The organism is Kitasatospora sp. GAS1066B (assembly GCF_041262605.1).
Taxonomy (GTDB): Bacteria; Actinomycetota; Actinomycetes; order Streptomycetales; family Streptomycetaceae; genus Kitasatospora.
The window spans coordinates 1-19421 of record NZ_JBGCCO010000057.1; the positions used below are offsets into that span (position 1 = coordinate 1).

19 protein-coding genes are annotated in these 19421 nt (G+C 75.4%); 10 read left to right on the forward strand and 9 right to left on the reverse strand.

The genetic code is table 11. The features are described 5' to 3' along the window. Nucleotides 1-166: 166 nt before the first annotated feature. Together ABH937_RS36400 and ABH937_RS36405 are read left to right on the forward strand one after the other, a co-directional pair. Complete coding sequence (locus ABH937_RS36400) at nt 167-682, forward strand: GNAT family N-acetyltransferase (protein WP_280693687.1); 516 nt, start codon at nt 167-169, stop codon at nt 680-682. 216 nt (nt 683-898) lie between these two features. After that, complete coding sequence (locus ABH937_RS36405) at nt 899-2380, forward strand: amidase (protein ID WP_370220701.1); 1482 nt, start codon at nt 899-901, stop codon at nt 2378-2380. Between the two features lie 33 nt (nt 2381-2413). On the opposite strand, the gene ABH937_RS36410 is transcribed toward ABH937_RS36405, so the two are convergent. Further along, entirely contained in the window at nt 2414-3208 is a 795-nt protein-coding gene (locus ABH937_RS36410) for a VOC family protein (RefSeq protein WP_370220702.1), read from the reverse strand. Between the two features lie 156 nt (nt 3209-3364). Then, entirely contained in the window at nt 3365-4663 is a 1299-nt protein-coding gene (gene thrS, locus ABH937_RS36415) for a threonine--tRNA ligase (RefSeq protein WP_370220703.1), read from the reverse strand. A 310-nt stretch (nt 4664-4973) separates the two neighbouring features. Here thrS and ABH937_RS36420 point away from each other — a divergent pair, with 310 nt between their 5' ends. After that, a complete protein-coding gene (locus tag ABH937_RS36420; RefSeq protein WP_280693683.1) occupies nt 4974-5879 on the forward strand; it encodes a DUF2797 domain-containing protein in 906 nt (301 codons plus the stop codon). A 25-nt stretch (nt 5880-5904) separates the two neighbouring features. Here ABH937_RS36420 and ABH937_RS36425 read toward each other — a convergent pair whose 3' ends face one another. Then, the gene (locus ABH937_RS36425) at nt 5905-7293 is read right to left on the reverse strand and encodes a hypothetical protein (RefSeq protein ID WP_370220704.1); all 1389 of its coding nucleotides are present in this window, start codon (nt 7291-7293) and stop codon (nt 5905-5907) included. A gap of 360 nt (nt 7294-7653) precedes the next feature. Here ABH937_RS36425 and ABH937_RS36430 point away from each other — a divergent pair, with 360 nt between their 5' ends. From ABH937_RS36430 to ABH937_RS36445, 4 genes are read left to right on the forward strand one after another with little or no spacing between them, the layout of a single operon-like run. Continuing rightward, nucleotides 7654-8694, forward strand: coding sequence for an ACP S-malonyltransferase (locus ABH937_RS36430; RefSeq protein ID WP_280693681.1), 1041 nt, complete (start codon nt 7654-7656; stop codon nt 8692-8694). A gap of 5 nt (nt 8695-8699) precedes the next feature. Beyond that, on the forward strand, nt 8700-10550 hold the full coding sequence (locus ABH937_RS36435; RefSeq protein ID WP_370220705.1) for an acyl-CoA dehydrogenase: 1851 nt from the start codon (nt 8700-8702) through the stop codon (nt 10548-10550). Then, nucleotides 10547-11647, forward strand: coding sequence for a 3-oxoacyl-ACP synthase III family protein (locus tag ABH937_RS36440; RefSeq protein WP_370220706.1), 1101 nt, complete (start codon nt 10547-10549; stop codon nt 11645-11647). Before ABH937_RS36435 ends, ABH937_RS36440 begins: the two co-directional genes overlap by 4 nt. Continuing rightward, nucleotides 11644-12486: an SDR family NAD(P)-dependent oxidoreductase gene (locus tag ABH937_RS36445; RefSeq protein WP_370220707.1), complete on the forward strand. Its 843-nt coding sequence runs from the start codon at nt 11644-11646 to the stop codon at nt 12484-12486. The genes ABH937_RS36440 and ABH937_RS36445 overlap by 4 nt, the downstream gene beginning before the upstream one ends. Here ABH937_RS36445 and ABH937_RS36450 read toward each other — a convergent pair. The 3 genes from ABH937_RS36450 to ABH937_RS36460 form a co-directional block, all read right to left on the reverse strand. After that, complete coding sequence (locus tag ABH937_RS36450) at nt 12473-13384, reverse strand: ACP S-malonyltransferase (RefSeq protein WP_370220708.1); 912 nt, start codon at nt 13382-13384, stop codon at nt 12473-12475. The two genes, ABH937_RS36445 and ABH937_RS36450, sit on opposite strands and share 14 nt — an antisense overlap. A 68-nt stretch (nt 13385-13452) precedes the next feature. After that, nucleotides 13453-14685, reverse strand: coding sequence for a beta-ketoacyl synthase (locus ABH937_RS36455; RefSeq protein WP_370220709.1), 1233 nt, complete (start codon nt 14683-14685; stop codon nt 13453-13455). Then, nucleotides 14682-14948 carry an acyl carrier protein gene (locus tag ABH937_RS36460; RefSeq protein ID WP_280693675.1) on the reverse strand — a complete coding sequence of 89 codons (267 nt, stop codon included), beginning with the start codon at nt 14946-14948 and terminating at the stop codon, nt 14682-14684. The genes ABH937_RS36455 and ABH937_RS36460 overlap by 4 nt, the downstream gene beginning before the upstream one ends. Before the next feature lie 277 nt (nt 14949-15225). On the opposite strand from ABH937_RS36460, the gene ABH937_RS36465 reads away from it, so the two are divergent. Further along, the gene (locus tag ABH937_RS36465; protein WP_370220710.1) at nt 15226-15582 is read left to right on the forward strand and encodes a PRC-barrel domain-containing protein; all 357 of its coding nucleotides are present in this window, start codon (nt 15226-15228) and stop codon (nt 15580-15582) included. Between the two features lie 40 nt (nt 15583-15622). Here ABH937_RS36465 and ABH937_RS36470 read toward each other — a convergent pair whose 3' ends face one another. From ABH937_RS36470 to uppS, 3 genes are all read right to left on the reverse strand, one after another. Beyond that, nucleotides 15623-16342, reverse strand: coding sequence for a YcnI family protein (locus ABH937_RS36470; protein ID WP_370220711.1), 720 nt, complete (start codon nt 16340-16342; stop codon nt 15623-15625). 74 nt (nt 16343-16416) lie between these two features. Continuing rightward, nucleotides 16417-17205 carry a hypothetical protein gene (locus tag ABH937_RS36475; protein WP_370220712.1) on the reverse strand — a complete coding sequence of 263 codons (789 nt, stop codon included), beginning with the start codon at nt 17203-17205 and terminating at the stop codon, nt 16417-16419. Nucleotides 17206-17334: 129 nt separating this feature from the next. After that, entirely contained in the window at nt 17335-18123 is a 789-nt protein-coding gene (gene uppS / locus ABH937_RS36480; protein WP_370220713.1) for a polyprenyl diphosphate synthase, read from the reverse strand. A gap of 182 nt (nt 18124-18305) precedes the next feature. On the opposite strand from uppS, the gene ABH937_RS36485 reads away from it, so the two are divergent. Next, entirely contained in the window at nt 18306-18605 is a 300-nt protein-coding gene (locus tag ABH937_RS36485) for a PadR family transcriptional regulator (RefSeq protein ID WP_280693670.1), read from the forward strand. Next, the gene (locus tag ABH937_RS36490) at nt 18602-19381 is read left to right on the forward strand and encodes a hypothetical protein (RefSeq protein WP_280693669.1); all 780 of its coding nucleotides are present in this window, start codon (nt 18602-18604) and stop codon (nt 19379-19381) included. The genes ABH937_RS36485 and ABH937_RS36490 overlap by 4 nt, the downstream gene beginning before the upstream one ends. Nucleotides 19382-19421: the final 40 nt, after the last annotated feature.

Here is a 19421-nt window from a genome sequence, read left to right on the forward strand (position 1 = left end):
GAGCTGCAGTTACTCCTCGCCACCTGGGCCGGCGCATGCCCTACCTGCCACCGCGACATACCCACACCCACACGAACCTGACCAAGCCCTACTAGCGTCACACCTGGCGCCACCCCTAGGTCCTGTCCGGCGGCATACTCATCGCACGTTCCGACCAGGAGGCAGCGTGATCACTCTCAGGCCCGAAACCATCCACACCGACCGGCTGACCTTGCTGCCCCTGCAGGTCGAGCACGCCGAAGAGATGGCCACCGTACTGTCCGACCCCGGCCTGCACACCTTCATCGGCGGCACGCCGGACACTGCACAGGCCCTGCGCGCCCGCTACGAACGCTGGGTCGCCGGCTCACCCGACCCCGCCGAATCCTGGTGCAACTGGGCGATCCAACTCCGCACCGCAGCCTGCCTGACCGGCACCGTACAGGCGACGGTCACCGCCGACGAGCGCGCAGCCACCGCGGAGATCGCCTGGGTGGTGGGGAGCCCCTGGCAACGGCGCGGCATCGCCACCGAAGCGGCCAGAGGACTCGTCACCTGGCTCCAGAGCAACCCGGTGGACACGGTCATCGCCCACATCCACCCCGACCACAAGGCATCCGCCGCCGTCGCCACCGCAGCCGGACTCACTCCCACGGGCCAGTGGCATGACGGGGAGATCAGGTGGCGGTTGGCGGTCCGCTGAACGGCCGGGGCCTCGCCACGTTGGCCAAGGCCGCCTCGCTGCACCGGGCCCGCGCGGCCTGAGCCCCGTCCGCTCAGCCGGCGTACTGCGCGACGCGGTAGGTACGGCCAGGTCACCACGAGCACCGCCGGGCAGCGCCGGTGCCCTTCCTGACGACGGGCGGCCACGCGTACGATCCCCGACGACCCGTCACCGTCCGTCCCGGAGGACCGCCCAGTGGATTACACCGAGTACCGCAGCCACGACGCCGTGGGCCTGGCCGGGCTCGTCGCCGCGGGTGAGGTGACCGCGGCCGAGTTGCTCGAGCTGGCGATCGCCCGGGCCGAGGCCGTCAACGGCAGGCTGAACGCCATCGTGCGGCCGATGCACGAGCCGGCCAGGAGCCGTGCCGCCGGCCCGCTGACCGGGCCGTTCGCCGGGGTGCCGTTCCTGCTCAAGGACCTGATGCAGGACTACGCCGGGCTGCCCACCGGCAGCGGCTGCCGGGCGCTGCGCGACCGCCCTGCCGAGCGGCACAGCGAGGTGGTGAGCCGCTGGCTGGCGGCCGGGCTGGTGGTGTTCGGCAAGACCAACACGCCGGAGTTCGGCGCCAAGGGCATCACCGAGCCGGAGGCGAACGGCCCGACCCGCAATCCGTGGGACCTGGCCCGCACTCCCGGCGGCTCCTCGGGCGGGTCGGCGGCATCCGTCGCCGCCGGCATCGTGCCGATGGCGGGGGCGAACGACGGCGGCGGCTCGATCCGGATACCGGCCGCCTGCTGCGGGCTCTTCGGCCTCAAGCCGGGGCGCGGTCTGGTCCCGGCCGGACCGCTGGCCGCCGAGCACCTGATGGGCGCCGCGACCGACGGAGTGCTCTCGCGCAGCGTGCGCGACTCGGCGGCGATGCTCGACGTGCTCACCGCCGCTTCCGACCCGGGCGGTCCCTACCTCACCGCCCGCCCCGCCACGCCGTACGCCGAACTCGCCCGCCGGGCGCCCGAGCGGCTGCGGATCGGCTTCAGCACCCGCTCCCCGCTCGGCACCGCGGTGCACCCGCAGGCCGTGGCCGCCGTCGAGGACGCCGCCGAGCTGCTCGGCGCGCTCGGCCACCACGTCGAGCCCGCCGAGACCGGCATCGACGAGCACCGCCTGGCGCTCGACTTCCTGTCCATGTGGTGCGTCCAACTCGCCCACACCGTGGACGAGATCCGCCGGACCACCGGCGCGGGTCGGGACGGTTTCGAGCTGGACACCCACGTGCTGGCCGCCGCCGGTCGCGCCTTGCGGGCGCCCGACTACTACGCGACCCACCAGCGCTGGAACAGCTACAACCGCGAGCTGGCCGCCTTCCACTCCCGGTACGACCTGCTGCTCACCCCGACGCTGGCCCGGCCCGCCGTCCGGATCGGCGAACTCGACACGCCCCGACCGGTCCGCGCGGTGGCCTCCGTGCTGCTGCGGCTGGGGCTCCTGGGAACCCTGGTCGGCACCAAGGCCTGGGAACGCGCGGTGATCGCCAACCTGTCGGCCACGCCGTACACCCAACTGGCCAACCTCACCGGCCGGCCGGCGATGAGCGTGCCGACCTACCGGACCCCGGACGGGCTGCCGCTGGGCGTCCAGTTCGTCGGCCCGCTGGGTGGCGAGGGCACGCTGCTCGCGCTCGCCACCCAACTGGAGGCCGAACGGCCTTGGGCCCAGCTGGCACCGGAACTCTGACGGTCCGTCAGCAGAGTGGAAGCCGCTTCCCGATCAGCCCTTCGGCGGCGTGAGCACCACGAAATCCGCACCCGCCGGGTCGACGCAGACCGCCATCCGACCGATGTTCGGGGCGTCGACCGGACCCATCTGGAGGGTGCCGCCGTGCGCGGTGACCTTGGCGACCGTCGCGTCGCAGTCGGCCACCGTGAAGACGGGGTGCCAGTAGGGCAGGCCGCCGGTCAGCGGGAGGTCCTCGGGCGCCAGCTCCAGCAGGCCGCCGAACTGTCGCTCCGGCGGCAGGGCGGCGGGGGCCAGCAGGGTGTACGTCCCCTCGGCGCCGGGCATCGGGACGTCGGTGGTCTGCCAGCCGAAGAGGCCGCCGTAGAAGCGCTTCGCGCCGGCCGCGTCGATGGTGTAGAGCTCGGTCCAGCAGAGAGCGCCGGGCTCGTCGGCGAGCTCGAAGCCCGGCATGCCGGTCGACTGCCAGGCCGCGAACTGGCCGCCCTGCGGGTCGGTGAACTGGGCCAGCCGCCCCTCCTTGCCGGCCTCGGTCGGGGCGAGCCGCACGACGCCGCCGGCCTGCCGGACGGCCTCGGTCAGCGCGTCCAGATCAGGGGTGCTGAAGTAGATCGTCCAGGCCGACCGGGCGCCCGGCTCGGTGAGCCGCCCCACGGCGGCGACCGCCTTGCCGGCCACCCGGAAGAGGCTGTAACCGTCCGCCTCCGGGTCGGCGGACTCGGCCTCCCAGCCGAGCGCCGCCTGGTAGAACGCGATGGCGGCGGCGAGATCCGGCGCGCCGAGATCGATCCAACACGGGGAGCCGGGCACGAAGTCGGTGGTGAGCATGGCGCCTGCCCTCTCAAGAGCTGATGGGTGACTGGTTACTCTCTGGCGCCGCCCAGCCTTGCACCCGGCACTGACAGTCGCCCGTCGACTCGCCGACCTGGCACGATAGCTGACTGTTCATCAGATCACCTGCCGATCTTCCCAATCGCTACCTGTTCAGCCGGGGCGGCGGCCGATCGCTACCTGGTCAGCCCGCGCCGCGTCGTCCCAGAGCTCGATCCGCCGCGCCACCACCGCCTGCCGGATCCGGGCGACCGCCCCGGCGACCGGCAGCTCGGCCGGCCGGCGCCCGTCCCGCAGCCGCAGCGCGACCGACCCCGCGACCGCCTCCCGCCCACCGATCACCGCCTGGTACGGCACCAGCCGGGCAGCCCGGATCCTGGCCCCCAGGCTGCCCTCCTCCGGATCCGCCAACTCGGCGCGCAGTCCGGCTGCCAGGCACCGCTCGACCAGCGCCGCGGCGGCCGGCAGCTCGGCGTCACCGACCGGCAGCGCGACCAGCTGCACCGGCGCCAACCAGGCCGGGAAGGCGCCCGCGTGCTGCTCGATCAGGTGCGCGACCGCCCGTTCGACACTGCCGATCACCGCGCGGTGCACCATCACCGGACGGTGCTTGGCGCCGTCCGGCCCGATGTACCGCAGGTCGAACCGGGCGGGCTGGTGGAAGTCGACCTGGATGGTGGAGAGGGTCGCCTCGCGCCCGGCCGGGTCGGCGATCTGCACGTCGATCTTCGGCCCGTAGAACGCGGCTTCGCCCTCCGCGCTCTCGTAGTCGATCCCGGCCTCCGCCAGCACACCGACCAGCAGGTCGGCCGCGCGCTGCCACATCGCCGGGTCGGCCACGTACTTGTTCCCGGCGCCGGGCAGCGAGAGGCGGTAGCGCACCGCCTCGATGCCGAGGGCCCGATAGGCCTCGCGGATCAACCCCAGCGCGGCCCTGGCCTCTTCGGCGACCTGGTCCAGGGTGCAGAAGATGTGCGCGTCGTTGAGCTGGATCGACCGGACCCGGGTCAGCCCGCCCAGCACCCCGGACCGCTCCGCGCGGTACATGCCGCCCAGTTCCGCCATCCGCAGCGGGAGTTCGCGGTAACTGCGGGCCCGGGAGCGGAAGATCACCGCATGGTGCGGGCAGAGGCTGGGCCGCAGCACCACCTCGTCGCCGCCCAGTTCCATGGGCGGGAACATGTCCTCGCGGTAGTGCGCCCAGTGGCCCGAGATCTCGTACAGCTCACGCTTGCCGAGCACCGGCGAGTAGACGTGCCGGTAGCCCGCCCGGCGCTCGAGCTCGCGCACGTACTCCTCCAGCGCGTGCCGCACGGCGGCCCCCGCGGGCAGCCAGTAGGGCAGGCCGGCGCCGATCAGCGGGTCGGTGTCGAACAGTTCCAGCTCGCGGCCGAGCTTGCGGTGGTCGGGGCGGTCGCGGTCACAGACGTCTTGGCGCTGCTGGTCGTTCATGGTGGGCACTCCTCGCGATGGTGGAGCGAGTGCCGGTACGACGAAGCCCCGGGGCACTCGCCCCGGGGCTGGTCGGACAGAAGCAGCTGTCAGCGCGCCGGGACTTGGTCCGGCGTCGTCGTCTCTGCGGCATGCTTCAGGAAGCTCATGTTGACCAGCGTAGCAGCGCGCCCCGACACTCGGCGGCCCATTCCCAGCTGAGCTGTCAGTGCCGGACGGTAGCCTCACCCGCACTACGAGAGCACGAGAGCACGAGACCGCAAGAGCACGACAGCGCGACGGCAGACCAGCGAAAGGCGGTGCGGAGCCGATGAGCGGCTGGCTCGCCCACGGGCTGCGCTGGGACGGCGCCCGAGCAGCCCTGACGGCCACCTGCGGCACCCGCGAGCACGTCCGCGAACTCACCGCCGGGACTCGGGTCAGCTGGCGCCTGCTCGGTCCGCGGCGGTGTGTCGGCGCCTGGCTCGGCAGCGAGGTCGGGCAGCGGCCCTGCCCGCACGGCGCCACCGTCGAGCCCGCAGCAGCCAGTGCCCAGTGCCCGGCCTGCCAGAGCGCGGACCACGGCCTGCGGCTGGCCCGCGATCAGGTGCTGGACGACGGGCGGGACTACCGCCTCTACCTGGCGTGGTTCGGCACCGGCCTGCTCAAGGTCGGCCTCACCGGCGCCCATCGCGGCACCAGCCGGCTCGCCGAACAGGCGGCGATCGCGTTCACCATCCTCGCCGGCGGCCCGCTGCCGGCCGTCCGCCGCGCCGAACTGACCGTCTCCGGCGCCCGGATCGCCCGTGAGCGCTTCCCGGTGCGCACGAAGGTCGAGCACTGGTGGCGCCTTCCGGAGCAGCGCAGCGCGCACCAGGAGCTGACTGCCGGCCGCGCCCGGGCCCTGGAGCTGCTGGCCGGCCATGCCCTGGACCGCTACCCCGAGCACCCGGTGGTCGATCAGCGCCCGCTCTTCGGCCTGACGGCGGGCGCCCCGGCCGCCTACCGCGCCATCACCGCCCTCAGCGACGGCGCGACGCTCAGCGGCGAGCTGCGCGCCCCGATCGGCCGGCACCTCTTCCTCGACACCCCCGCCGACCCGCAGCCACTCCTGCTGGACACCCGCCGGCTGGCCGGTTGGACCCTCACTGCCGGCCAGGACGCCCCGTGCGCCGGCCTGCTGTTGGCCGACCGCCGCCGCCCGGCGCCGACGGGCGCGCAGCAGGCACTCTTCTGAGACACCCAACGGGCGGCGGTGCCGGTCAGCCGCCGGACGCCAGCTGCCCCGCCACGCCCACCACCAGCGCCGCCCGGGTCAGCAGTGCCCGCACCGCCGGGCTCCCCGCGTGCGGCCGCAGCCGGGCGTGCATGGTGGTGACGGCGGTGCGCAGCCGGGCGGAGGCGAGCAGGGGGTAGTCGTCCAGCACGGCGTGCCAGGTGGCGCAGGCGCGGTCGAGCAGGCCGCGGTCGAGCAGGAGTTGGGCGAGGCGCGCGTTGGTGGTGGCACGGGCCCGGCGTTCGCCGGGTGGGCGTTCGCGCAGCGAACGGGTCAGCGACCGGACCGCGCCCGCGGTGTCGCCGAGAGCGGCGAGCACCTCGGCCTCCTGGTGCGCGTAGGCGGCCCAGTGGTAGCCGGCCAGATCCAGCGACGCGGGTTCCGCGCGTTCCAAGGAGCGCTGAGCCCGCGCGAGTTGGGCGAAGGCGGTGGCCCGGTCACCGCAGCCGGCCGCGCCCAGCGCCTGCTGACCCAGCACGAAAGCCTTCTGACGGTGCGTCAGCAGTGCCAGATGGGCGCCGGCAGCGTCCGCCAGCTCGCGGGCCCGGCGGCGACGGCCGAGGTAGTGGGCCTGCACGCTGAGGCCGCGCAGCGCGATGGCGTGCAGCCGGGGGTCGGCCGCCTCGGCGGCCAGCTGCCCGGCCAGCCGGTAGTACGCCTGGGCCGCGCCCTGGCGCTGGCCGTCGAAGCAGCCGAAGCCGGCCAGGTAGGACAGCCGGCTGGTGACGAGCAGCAGTTCACGCCGCACGGCGGGCGCGGCCGGGGCCCGCAGCCAGTCGGACAGCACCGTGGCGAGCAGGCCGGTCAGCACCGGGCGGCAACGGTCGGCGCCCAGCGCCTCGTCGGCGACCAGCAGGAGCGCCGTCAGGTCGCGGGCCAGGCGCAGGTGGGCGCCGCCGACCCGGGTGGCCGCCGAGGACGCGGGCGCGGCCGGCGGCAGCAGGCGGACCCCGGCAGGGGCCGGGTAGGCGGGAATCAGGCGACGGGCCAGCGAGTAGACCGGACCGGCGACGCCGGGCGGGTCGGCGGCGGCCTCGGCCAGGCGGGCCAGCAACGCGCCGATCGGTTCGGCGGTCCCCTGCTCCGGCGTCCCGGCCGCCGCCGCGGTGCGGCCGGACGGGCGGGCCAGCCGGGTGTCGGCCACCTCGACCGTGCGGCCGAGCGTCCGGGAGAGCACCTCGGCGACCAGCGCCGGGACGGGGGCGGCGGGGCGCGAGCCGCTGAGCCAGTGCGCGACGGCGGTGCGGTCGTAGCGGAACCGGTAGCCGTCGGCCGCCCCGGCCCGGTTGACGGCTCTGGCCAACTCCTCGCCGCTCCAGCCGGCTTCGGCCAGCAGGGCGCGCAGGTGCTGGTTGGGGACACGGGTAGCGGTCATCGCTGCTGTCCTTGTGGGAGGCGACCGAGCGCCCTGCGCTCTCACACCCCAGGGTGGTACCGCGCACGATCACGGCGCGAGTGGCGCGTGGAGAGACCGGCAGGCGTGCGGCGCCGCCGGGCCGACACCGGCGATCCGCCCGTGCGCCGGAGCGAACCCATCTGACGCACCATCAGCCGGGTCGGTCGCGCAACGTCCGTCCGCGCTCAACACCTTGGCCCCGCCGGCCGGCCCCGGCGGCCGACGGCGGTGCTGTTGGCTGGGCAGCACCGGCCGACACCATCGCCCGGCGCCACCGAGCCGGCCTCACCACCTGCCCTCACCCACCGGCCAGACCCAGCACCCGAAGGAGCGACCGCCATGCCCCGTCCCGGTGACCGCGCGGTCCGGCGGCCGATCGTCCACGCCTTCCCCGGCCAGGGCGACTTCCCGCTCTCCCCGCTGGCTCGCGCGCTGGCGGCTCTCCCGCAGCTGCGAACGGCGGTGGCCGAGGTCTTCGGCGTCGCTGACCCGGTCGGCGCGGAGTTCGACGTCCGGCCGCTCGGGCCCCGGCTGCTCGACTCCACCCCGCCGAGCGGTGCCACACTGGCCGCCGAGGCGCCGGGCACGGCCCAACTCGCCCTGTTCGGCGTCTGCCTGGCCGTCCACCGGCTCCTGAGCGGGCGCGGGCTGCCGGCCGACCGGCTGTTCGCGGTCAGCTTCGGCGAGATCCCGGCGCTGACCGCCGCCGGTGCGCTGCGGGTCGCGGACGGTGCCCGACTCTCCTGCCGGCTGGGCCAGTTGCTGCACAGCGCGGACGGCGGACTGACCGTGCTGCACGCCTCGGCCCCTCGCGTGCGCGCGCTGCTGGCCCGGTGCGGAGCCCGCGAGGTGGTCGTCGCCTGCGTCAACGACCCTGGCGAGACGGTGGTTTCAGGACCGCCGGCGGCCCTGCTGGACGCCGAGCGGGCGGCTCGGACCGCGGGGATCGAGACGACCCGGCTGCGGCTGCCGTTTCGCGCGCACCACCCGGGACTGCACCGGCAGGCCGCCGAGTTCGAGGCCTACGCCCGCTCGCTGCCGTTCGCACCGGTGCGGCTGCCGGTCCACTCCGCGGTGGCCGGCCGGGCCTACGCCCCGACCAGCGACCTGCCGCGCGCGCTGGCCAATTGCCTGGTCCGCCCCGCCGAGCTGCCACCGGTCCTGCGCCGGGCGGTCGGCCCGGGGACGCTCGTGCTGGAGACCGGCACCGGGCAGGCGCTGAGCGGGAGCATCCGGCGCGTCGTGCCGGCCGCCGAGGCCCGCGCACCGCTGGCCGAGCTGAACTTCCCCACCAGCCGCAACCGGATCAGCCCCAGCACCGCGATCGGCGGCGATGCCGCCGCGACGCAGACCGACCCCGCCCGAAGGGCAGCGCCATGAAACCGATGACACCGATCAGCGGCCGGCCGAACCCGATCGACGACCCCGAGCCCACCGAACAACTCACCGAACAACTCGCCGCCCAGCTCACCGACCGGCTCGCCGGCCTGCTGAAGAGCCGCCGGCTCGCCACCGAGCCGGACCCGCTGGCCGACGACCTCAGCGCCCATCTGATGCTCCGTCAACTCGCCGCGACGCTACCGCCGGCCGCCGAGGTGCTCGCCGACCCCGCCCTGCTGGCCGCGCTCAGCGCGGCCACCGCGCTGGCCGACCCGCCGCTCTACCAGACCTTCCTCTCCCACTACATCCTGTGCGCCGGATCGGTGGCGCTGCTCGGCTCGCCCGACGCCGACCCCGGCGGGGACCTCGCGCACGCCCGCGCCAAGGGGTCGTTCCTGGTGACCGAGCTGGGCGACGCGAGCAGCCACCTGGGCATCCGGACCACGGCCCGATTCGACCCGGCGGCACGCGAGTTCACGCTGCACACGCCCGACCCGCGAGCCGCGAAGTTCTCCAGCGTCGCCGCCCGGGGCCTGCCGCAGAAGGCCGCGGTCTGCGCCCGGCTGATCTGCGCCGGCCAGGACGCGGGGGTGTTCTCCTTCCTGGTGGACCTCACCGACGAGCGGGGCCGGCCGGTCCCCGGGGTGTCGATCTCCAGCCCCATCACGCTCGACGCGCTGCCGCTGCCCTACGCCGCCGTCCGCTTCCAGCAGCTCCGGCTGCCGTACCGGAGTTGGCTGCGGGACGGCGCCGTCCTGACCCCCGACGGGACGCTCCACGACGCGGTCGGCGGGGCCCAGGCGCGGCTGCGGCGGACGTTGAGCGTCGGCCAGGCGCTCTGGGCCACCCTGCCGTCCGCGATGGCCGCGCTGGCCGCACGCAGCGCCGTCCTCACCTGGCGCTTCAGCGTGAGCCGGCGCTCGCACGGCGGCCTGGCACCCGGCGCCCCTGTGCTCGCCTACCGGACCCAACAGCACGCCGTGCTCGGTGCGTTGGCCGAGGCCCTGGCGCTGCGCCGGGCGGCGGCGCAGGCGCTGGCCGGCTGGGCGGCGGGAGCGCCGAGCGTCGGCGCCTCGCATGCCATGACCTTCTCGCCCTGGGCGGCGGTCGACCCGTCGCTGGCCCTGCACAAGGCGCTGGCCACCCGCAGCACCGCGCGGCTGGTCGGCGAGTGCCAGCACCGCTGCGGGGTGTCCGGCTTCTTCGCGATCAACCGGCTGTCCGGCTACCTGGGTCTGGCCCGGGCGTTCGAGAACGCGGGCGGCGACAACACGCTGATCCTGCTGGACGCGGGCCGCGCACTGGCGGAGCGACCGCCGGACCAGGCGCCGCCACCACCCCCGACCGACCTCACCGACCCCGCCTGGTGGCCGCGCGCGGCGGCGGTGCTGCGGCACCGGCTGGCCGCCGAGCTCCACGCCGACCTGCGACGCCACGAGGCGCAGGGCACCCGCGACCTGACGCTGTGGAACCCGCTGCTGGACCAGGCGCTGCGGCTCGGCGAGGTCGCCGCGCAGGGCCTGGCCGCCGACGCGGTCGCCGCGGCGCCGGCCTCGGCCACCGAGCCCGCCACCGCCGGCCCCCGGGACCCGCTGACCACCCTGGCCGCCCTGTACGGCCTGGTCCAGGCCCGCCGCCTGTCCGGCCCGCTGCTCGCCGCCGAGTTGCTCACGCCCGGCGCGGCCCGACGGCTGCCGGCCGCCATGGACCAGCTCTGCGACGAGCTGACCCCACAACTGCCCGCGATCGCCGAAGCCCTGGACCCCGGCGCCGCCGGAGCCGACGTCCCGCTCGGCGCGCCCGACTACGCCGCCGCACTCGGTGCGGCGCTCGACTGGCCACGAGGTGCCCGGTGAACCGCACGCCCATCGGCATCCTCGGCATGGGCAGCTACCTGCCCGCCGAGGTGCGCGGCAACGAGGCGGTGGCCGCCGCGGCCGGGGTCAGCGCGGCCTGGATCACCGAGCGGACCGGGGTGCGCCGACGCCACGTCGCCGCACCCGGCGAGGCCGCCTCCGACCTGGCCGCCCAGGCCGTGCGGGCCGCCTGTCTGGCCGCCGGGATCGGCCCGGCGGACCTCGGGCTGCTGATCGTCGCCACCTCCACACCGGACGAGCTGGGCCCGGCCACCGCCTGCCGGGTGCAGGCCCTGACGGGGGCCGAGCGCGCGACCGCGCTGGACGTGAGCGCCGCCTGCTCCGGCTGGCTCTTCGCCACCAAGGTCGCCCACGACTGGCTGGGCGCCGACCCCGGGACCCGGTACGCCGCCGTGGTCGGCGTCGAGGCCTACTCCAAGTTCATCGACCCGGCCGACCGGGGCACCGCCGTGCTCTTCGCCGACGGCGCGGCGGCGGCCGTGCTCGGCCAAGTGCCGCCGGGCACCGGCTTCCACGGCTTCCGGCTCGGCTCGGACGGCCGGGGCGCCCACCACGTGCTGATCCCGGCGGGCGGCAGCCGCCGACCCGCCGGGCCGGCCAGCCTGGCCGACGGCGGCCACCGGATCCACATGGACGGCCGGGCCGTGCGCGACTTCATCACCGTGGTCTTCCCCCGGCTGGTCGCCGAGTGCCTTCAGGAGCACGGGCTGAAGCTCGACGCGATCGACGCGGTCATCGCCCATCAGCCCAACCCGGTGCTGCTGCGCCGGCTCGGTGCCGAGATCGGCGTCCCGGCCGAACGGTTGATCGTCACCGGGGACCGGACCGGCAACATCGGCGCCGCCTCGGCCCCGTTCGCGCTCGCCTCGGCCGCCGCCACGCGGGCGCTGCCCGCCGGGGCCAAGGTCCTGATCTGCGTCTTCGGCGCCGGCCTGACCTGGGGCCGCACCCTGCTGACCTGGACCGGCGCCCCGGCCATCGCCCTGCCGGAACCACCAGCGCCAGCAGCCCCACCAGCACCACGGTCACCACTCTCACCACTCTCACCACTCTCACCACCGAGGAGCCCCGCATGAGCACGCTCAACAGCTTCCGCCTCGACAACACCCGTGCGCTGATCACCGGCGCCTCGCGCGGGATCGGCCGCGCGGTGGCCGTCGCCTTCGCCCAGGCCGGCGCCCGGCTGGCGCTGAGCGCCCGCAGCGCGCAGGCGCTGAAGGCGACCGCCGAGCAGGTCGCGGCGCTCGGCACCCCGGCGGTCCTGGTGCCCGGGGACCTGGCGATACCAGAGGAGCCCGGCTGGGTGGTCGACGAGGCGGCCCGGCTGCTCGGCGGTCTGGACCTGGTGGTGCACAACGCCGGGATCCTGCCCTCGCAACCGGACGGCGCACCACTGCTGACGCCGCTTCAGCAACTGCCGCAACAGGCCTGGGACGAGGTGGTGGCGATCAACCTGAACGCCACCGCCGCGCTCTGCCGCCACGCGCACCCGCACCTGGCGGCGAGCGAAGCGGGCAACCTGGTGCTGATGTCCTCGGTGGCCGGGGTGATCGGCACGCCCATGATGGAGGCGTACGCGGCCTCCAAGGCGGCCCAGGTCTCGCTGGCCCGCAGCCTGGCGGTCGGCTGGGCCCGCCAGGGCATCCGGGTGAACGCCCTGTGCCCGGGCTGGACCCGCACCGACATGACGGCCTTCGCGCACACCAACGGCCCGCTCAGCGACTGGCTGCTGGCCCACGTCCCGCTCGGCCGCTGGGCCGAGCCGGCCGAGGTGGCCGCCGCCGCCCTCTTCCTCGCCTCCCCCGCCGCGGGCTACCTGACCGGCCACGCCCTGCTGCTGGACGGCGGCGTCTCGGTCCCCGACGGCGGCCTGGCCGGCATCCCCAAGCCGCCCAGCCCGTTCACCCCGGCCTGACCGCCACGTCCCGCTGCTCGGCCGTCAACCGGCTGAGCAGCGCGCGCGGTCCGGCTTCCGCGAACTCGGCGACGCCGGCCGCCCGCAGCAGAGCCACGCAACGACGGAACGGGACCGGGTGCACCAGATGGTGGGTCACCCCGTCACGGAACTCCGCGGCCGACCGGTACGGCCGGCCGGACAGCGGGTCGTGCACCGGCACCCGGGGCGCCCGGAACGCCACCGTCTCGGCCAGCGCCCGGACCCGGCGCGCGACCGGTGCCAGCTCAGGGCTGTGGAAGAGCGTGCGGGTGGGCAGCAGGGTGCAGGTGACGGCGTCGGCCCTGGCCAGCGCCGCGAGCGCCTCGACGGCCGGCCGCGGTCCGCCGACCACGCTCTGCTCGGGGCCGTTGTCGCAGGCCAGCACCAGCCCCGGCAGCTCGGCCCGGGCCAGCAGCAGCCCGGCCGAGGCGGCCGGCAGCCGCAGCACCAGCAACCCGCCTGCCGGCGCCCCCAGCTCGGCCCGCAGGCGCAGGCAGGCCAGCAGCAGCCGCGCACCGTCCTCGAACGTCAGCACACCGGCGGCCGCGAAGGCGGCGAGCTCGCCCAGGCTGTGCCCGAGCAGCACCGTCCGGACCGCCCGCTCCGGCCGCACTGCCCGCACCGGCCAGGTCCCGGCCATCGCGCAGAACGCGACCGCCTGCGCGTAGCCGGCCAGTTGGGCGCACACCTCGTCCGGCGGCGGCGCGGCCCGGTCGACCGCGCCCGTGAGCAGCGCGGCAGCCGCCGCCCCCGGCGGCAGCGCCGCCAGCCGGGCCAGCAGCTCGCGCACCGGCGGCCGACCAGCGTGTGGAGCGAGGCTGCCGGGCACCAGCGATCCGATCCCCGGCACCAGCAGCACCTTCGGCCGGGTACTCATCAGCGTCCTCATCCGTGTGTTCATCCGTGGGGTCGTCCGTGCGTTCGTCCGTGGGGTCGTCCGGGCGCTCAGGCCGCCGCGAAGGCCAGGACCGCGTTCTGCCCGCCGAAGCCGGCCGAGTCGCTCAGCGCGAGCTCGATCCGAGCCGGCCGCGGCGCGTCGCGCACCACGTCCAGCTCGATCTCGGGGTCCTGCTTCACCAGGTTGGCGGTCGGCGGGATCAGCCCCTCGGCCACCGTCAGCACGGTCAGCACGGCCTCGATCGCGCCGGCCGCGCCCAGGGTGTGGCCGAGCGCGCCCTTGGTGGCGGTGACCGGCGTGGCGCCGAACAGCCGGTGCAGGGTCCGCGCCTCGGCCAGGTCACCGAGCGGCGTCCCGGTCGCGTGCGCGTTGACATGGTCGACCTCGTCCGGTCGGGCACCCGCGTCCGCCAGCGCGCGGCGCAGCGCGAGTTCCAGACCGAGCCCGGCCGGGTGCGGGGTCGTCGGGTGGTAGGCGTCGGCGGCGGCGCCGTAGCCGACCAGCCGGGCGAGCACCCGCGCCCCGCGCGCCCGAGCGTCGGCGAGCCGCTCCAGGACCAGCATCGCCGTGCCCTCGGCCAGCACGAAGCCGCGCCGCTCGGCGTCGAACGGGCGGGACGCGCCCGCTGGGTCCTGGTGCCCCGGCGCGAGCGCGTCCAGGCGGGCGAAGGCGGCGGCCGTCAGCCGGTCGACGGCCGCCTCGGTGCCGCCGGCCAGCGCCACGTCGCAGGCTCCGGCCCGCAGCAGATCGCGGGCCACCCCGAGCGCCGTGGCACCGGAGGCGCAGGCGGTCGCGACGGCCAGACTGGGCCCGCGCGCGCCGAACGCGGCGGAGAGCTGCCCGGCGCTCATGTTGGCCATCACCAGCGGCACGGTGAGCGGCGAGACCCGCCCGGCGCCACGCTCGGCCAGCACCCCGGCCTGCCGGACCAGCGTGCCCACCCCGCCGAAGGCGGAGCCGGTCACCACGGCGACCCTCGTGCCGTCCCAGCCCGCCGGATCCCAGCCCGCCGGGTCGTGGCCGGCCTGCGTGACGGCCTCCCGGGCGGCGAGCAGCGCGAACCGGGTGAACCGGTCGGTCCGCCTGGCCAGGCCGGCGCCGAGCCGCGCGGCGGCGTCGAACTCGGGCACCCGGCAGGAGAAGTCCGGTCGCAGTCCGCGCAGTTCGGGGTCGACGGCAGCGGTGGGCGCGCCCAGGCAGACCTGCCGCCAGCACGCCTGGGCCCCGATCCCGGCGGGGCTGACCACGCCGACCCCGGTGACGGCGATCTCCGCGCTCACGGCAGCTGCGCCGTGGCGTCACGGTCGGCACCGGACAGCTCACCGAGCAGCTCGCCGATCCGGCCCAGCGACGCCGCCGCGGCCAGCTCGCCGTCGACGATCGCGACGCCGAGCTCCTCGGCGAGGATGTCGCTGAGCTCGACGACGGCCAGCGAGTCGAGGCCCAGCTCCTCCAGCGTCGCGGTCGGCAGCAGCGCGTCGTCGGACAGTTGGAAGGCGGAGACGAGGACCCGCGCGAGCACGGGGTTCACCAGGCTGGACATGACGTTCCTTCAGGAGACTGGACCCTGGGGGGGGCCGGAGAGCGGAGAGTCACGACCGACCACCGGAGTGTTCCGAGGTCGTACCGCCATTAGCCCCCGCCACGGCCCCCTGCCGGAACGACCTCCGGTGTCGGGTGTGTTGCACGGCGCCGACCGTTGCGCGCTCACAGCGCCCGCGCGCCTCGGCGCGCCACCCGGGCGCGGGCGCGTGACGATGGAACGGCCGGCCCGATCGGTCCGCTCGGTCCCGGCCGCACGCGATGAGGAGGGTCACACGGTGTTCGAGCCAGAGGACATCAGGGAGTGGCGAGGCCACGACGTGGTCGACCCTGAAGGCCGCAAGATCGGCCCGCTGGAGGCGATCTACGTCGACACCCGCACCGATCTGCCGGCCTTCGCCACCGTCACCGTCGGCCTGCTGACCCGGCACCGCCTGGCGTTCGTCCCGCTCGCCGGTGCCACCGTCGGGCCCGGCTACCTGAAGGTCCAGTACCCCCGCAACCAGGTCAAGGACGCCCCGTCGATCGGCACCGACGCCGTGCTGCCGGCCGAGGACGAGCCGGCAGTCTTCGCCCACTACGAGCTGCCCTACGAGACCGGCGCCGCCGGCGAACGCCGCCTGGCCCGGCCCTGACCTGGACACCGGCCGGATCGGCGAAGGGCGGGTGCGGGCATCAGGCCACGGAGGTGTCGCCGCCACCGCCCTTGCCACGCCGGCCGAGCAGCACCCCGGCCACCGCGCCGAGCACGCCGACCACGATGCCGGCGATGCCGAGCGCGCGGGCGGTGGAGTCGCTGCCGCTCTTCGGCGCCGCCACGGTGGCGGCAGCGGCGGTGGGATCGGTCAGCTTCAGCACCGGCGCCGGGTGCGCGGGCTCCGGCTGGCCGGGCTTCTGCAGGTCGATCCAGCGCACGATGTTGCCGTCGCTGTACGTCTGCAGCGCCTTGAAGACCACCTGGTCGGTGCCGTCCGGCAGGGCGCCGAAGTCGACCGTGAAGTCCTGGTAGTGGTTCGGCGTGATCTGGCCGCCGGTCCAGACGATCTGCGAGACGACGTCGGTGATGTCGCCGTCGTCGGTGTGGATCGGGGTGGCGAGCTTGGTGGTCTGGATCTGGTCGGTCCAGCCGGGCACGGGCGCGACCAGCGCCGAGGGAATCGGGTGGTCGGTCGGGAAGTCGACCTCGACCTTCACCGTGTTGGCGCTGTCCTCCTCGTTGGGGACGCGGAACGCGAACGTCTGGTCGGTGGCGCCCTTCGCGACGCTCGGCGGCTGGACGGTGACGTGCGCCGAGGCGGGTCCGGCGACCAGCAACACGGCGGCGCCGGCGAGCGCGGCGACGGCGGCGGCGCGACGGGCGCGGGAACGGGAACGGGACTTTGGAGACCTGCGCATGAGGATGTGTTCTCCGTACTGGGGCATGGCACGCTCACGCCCACCCGAGTGGGCGGCGGTGCGTGCGGCGGTGATCAGGACTGGCGGAGGGGTCGCAAGCCGACCGGTCCGCCAGGCGGTCCCCGTCTGATCACACAGTGCCGCAGCAGCGCCGCGGACGGCAGTCGCCGCGCCTCGGCGCGAGGCGGGACCGGCCGGGCGGCACGCCGCCACCGCGCCCCGAGTCCCTCGCGCAGCGCGGCGTGGAGCGCGAGTACCCGGCGCGGCGCCACCGCCCAGACCTCAGCGGTGGCAACGGCGAGCCGGACCAACCGCCAGAGCGCCGCCTCGCCCTGCCGCAGCCACCAGCCCGCCAGCACGGTGGCCGCCAGGTGGCCGGCCAGCATGGCAGGAGTGAGGCCGAGCAGCAGCGCGTGGCCCCAACCGACAGCATGCGGCGCCACGGGAGCGCCGGCTGCCGGCAGGTCAGGCACCTTGGTCATGCCACTCATGCCACTCATGCCGGGCATGCCGGGCATGCCAGCCATGCCACTCATCCCGGTCATCCCCGGCCCGCCCGCCCCGCGCGTCGTCTGGGCGAGGTGGAAGAGCAGGTGCAGCCCCAACTGAGCCGCCCCCAGTGCGCCGGTGATCGCGGGCAACGAGCGCTCGCGCCGCCCCCCGCAGACCGCCACCGCGCCCGTCAGCCCCCACCCGAGCAGCACCGTGCCCAGCGGCACCCCCGCACCGGAGGCCAGCGCGTGCCCGGCCACGGCCAGCACGACGCTGACCGTCGCGAAGGGCAGGGCCCGCAGGACGCGGAGGTCGAGCGCGGCGGCCCGGCCCGGTGCGGGCCCGGCCGCGATCACGGGGGTGGCAGTCATGGCCGGGACATCATGCCATCGTCACACCGCACGGCGGGCGGACTCCCGGAGATCGGGTCCGCCCCGCAACCGACCGGTCCGCAGCCGTGCGGTGCGACGATCCGGCGCCCGTCGGTCCACTGCGGCAGGTCAGCCGCCGTAGCGGCGCTGACGGGCGGCGAAGCTGCGCACCGCGCGCAGGAAGTCGACCTCGCGGAAGGCCGGCCAGTAGGCCTCACAGAAGTACAACTCGGCGTAGGCACTCTGCCAGAGCAGGAAGTTGGACAGCCGCTGCTCCCCGCTGGTGCGGATCACCAGGTCGGGATCGGGACGCCCGGCCGTGTAGAGGTGCCCGGAGAGGTCCTCGGCGGTCAGGCTCGCCGCCAGGTCGGTCAGCGACTCCCCGGCCTCGGCCCGCTCCGTCATCAGCTCGCGCATGGCGTCGATCACCTCCTGGCGGCCGCCGTAGCCGATGGCGAGGGTGACGTGCGCGCCGGTGGCGCAGTCGCGCGTCGCGTCCACGGCGTGCTTGAGGACGTGTGCCGTGGAGTCGGGCAGCACGTCCAGCGTGCCGGCGATGTGCACCCGCCAGCGGGCGTCGGGCCCGGCCAGCTTGTCCGCCACCACCTGCTCGATCAGCCGCATCAGAAAGGCGACCTCGGCATCGCCGCGACGCCGCAGGTTCTCGGTGGAGCAGACGAAGACGGTGACGTGCCTGATCTCCAACGCCTCGCACCAGGAGAGCACCTCTTCGACGTGCTCGGCGCCGTACTTGTGGCCGAGGCTGGGGCTGGCCATGCCCATCTGCTTGGCCCAGCGGCGGTTGCCGTCCATGATCAGACCGATGTGCTCGGGCAGCCGGCCGCCACGCTGCCGGTCCCTGAGCTGCCGGCGCAGTCGGCGCGCGTAGAGCGCGTAGAGCGGGTCGGTCATCCGCATGGTTCAAGTCCTTTCGGCAGGGCCGGCTGAGATGTCGTCACGGCACCTGGTACCAAAGGCGGTTCGACGGTCTCGTCATCGGCCATGGCCCGAATAGTACACACCGCGTACTACGCGGCAAGTACTACCCAGCGCGTAGTATCGTGAGCGCGCAGGCCGAGAGGGGAAGGGAGCGCCGCGCGATGCAGGCGAACGACGCCCAGACGCTGGTGCTGTGCGTACTGGCGGACGGGCCGCTGCATGGCTACGCCATCAACAGCGCGATCGAGGAGCTGGTCGGCGAACGGCTCGGGCCCGGTAGCCTCTACGGAGCGCTCACCCGACTGGAGGCCAAGGAGCTGATCACGCCCGCCGAGGGGCAGGGGCGCCAGCGGCCGGTGCGGCTGACCCCCAAAGGCCGGCAGGTGCTGGAGCAGGAGCTGCGCGCCATGGCCAAGGTTGCCAGGGCTGGCCTGAAAAGCCTTGGGGTGAGCACGAATTGAGGCCTCATCAGCTCCTGGTCAGGCTCTACCCGGGCGCGTTCCGCGAACGCTGGGGCGAGGCGCTGGAGGCCGAGACCAGGGCGGCCGGCTGGCGGTCCTGGCCGGGGCTGATCCTCACCATGGCGGACCTGTGGCTGCATCCGCTGCTCTGGCCGGCCGACTCCCGCCTGCAGCGCGGGCAGCGGGCGGCGACCCTGGGCGTGGCCGCCGTGCTGGCCAGTGCCGGGCTCGGCCGGCTGGCCGCCGAGCAGGGCGTGCCGCTGACCGTGCGGCCCAGCGGCCACTGGCCGGCCACCGCCTGCCTGACCCTGCTGATGCTCGGCCTCGCGCTGGTGGCCCCGCTGCCCAGGCTGACCGGCAGCACGGCCCTGCTGCTGGCCGAGGTGGTGGTCCGCCGCCTCGGCGGCCCGGCGCTGCTCGGCGCCGGCGCGCTGGCCGCGGCCCACCTGGCGCCGGGTTCACTCGCCGCCACCCCCTGGCGCTACGCCGTGCCGACCGCCTGGTGGGGCGCGATCGCGATCGGCGCCGTCCAGTGCTGCCGGGTCCTCGCCTCACTCACCGCGCCGGTCCTGCTCGCACCGGGCTCCGGCCGGCTGCGCCTGGGCCTGGGCACGCTCGCCGCCGCGACCACCCTGGCCGGCGCCCTGGTGCTCGGCAGCGCGACGACGCACCCGCACCCCGGGGCGCTCGCCATCGCGGCGGGGGCGGCGCTGCTGATCCCGGCCTGGACGCTCGCCCGCACGGTGCGCGACCTGCGCTCCGTGCCGATCGACTGACAGCCGTTGCCAATCGCCCGCGTCGACCGCCGATGCGGGC

What these genes read in the sequence shown, in the direction of transcription:
- ABH937_RS36410 (WP_370220702.1), bottom strand. Translation starts at nt 3,208, where the DNA reads ATGCTCACCACCGACTTCGTGCCCGGCTCCCCGTGTTGGATCGATCTC.
- thrS (WP_370220703.1), bottom strand. Translation starts at nt 4,663, where the DNA reads ATGAACGACCAGCAGCGCCAAGACGTCTGTGACCGCGACCGCCCCGAC.
- ABH937_RS36420 (WP_280693683.1), top strand. Translation starts at nt 4,974, where the DNA reads ATGAGCGGCTGGCTCGCCCACGGGCTGCGCTGGGACGGCGCCCGAGCA.
- ABH937_RS36425 (WP_370220704.1), bottom strand. Translation starts at nt 7,293, where the DNA reads ATGACCGCTACCCGTGTCCCCAACCAGCACCTGCGCGCCCTGCTGGCC.
- ABH937_RS36430 (WP_280693681.1), top strand. Translation starts at nt 7,654, where the DNA reads ATGCCCCGTCCCGGTGACCGCGCGGTCCGGCGGCCGATCGTCCACGCC.
- ABH937_RS36435 (WP_370220705.1), top strand. Translation starts at nt 8,700, where the DNA reads ATGACACCGATCAGCGGCCGGCCGAACCCGATCGACGACCCCGAGCCC.
- ABH937_RS36445 (WP_370220707.1), top strand. Translation starts at nt 11,644, where the DNA reads ATGAGCACGCTCAACAGCTTCCGCCTCGACAACACCCGTGCGCTGATC.
- ABH937_RS36450 (WP_370220708.1), bottom strand. Translation starts at nt 13,384, where the DNA reads ATGAGTACCCGGCCGAAGGTGCTGCTGGTGCCGGGGATCGGATCGCTG.
- ABH937_RS36460 (WP_280693675.1), bottom strand. Translation starts at nt 14,948, where the DNA reads ATGTCCAGCCTGGTGAACCCCGTGCTCGCGCGGGTCCTCGTCTCCGCC.
- ABH937_RS36470 (WP_370220711.1), bottom strand. Translation starts at nt 16,342, where the DNA reads ATGCGCAGGTCTCCAAAGTCCCGTTCCCGTTCCCGCGCCCGTCGCGCC.
- ABH937_RS36475 (WP_370220712.1), bottom strand. Translation starts at nt 17,205, where the DNA reads ATGACTGCCACCCCCGTGATCGCGGCCGGGCCCGCACCGGGCCGGGCC.
- uppS (WP_370220713.1), bottom strand. Translation starts at nt 18,123, where the DNA reads ATGCGGATGACCGACCCGCTCTACGCGCTCTACGCGCGCCGACTGCGC.
- ABH937_RS36485 (WP_280693670.1), top strand. Translation starts at nt 18,306, where the DNA reads ATGCAGGCGAACGACGCCCAGACGCTGGTGCTGTGCGTACTGGCGGAC.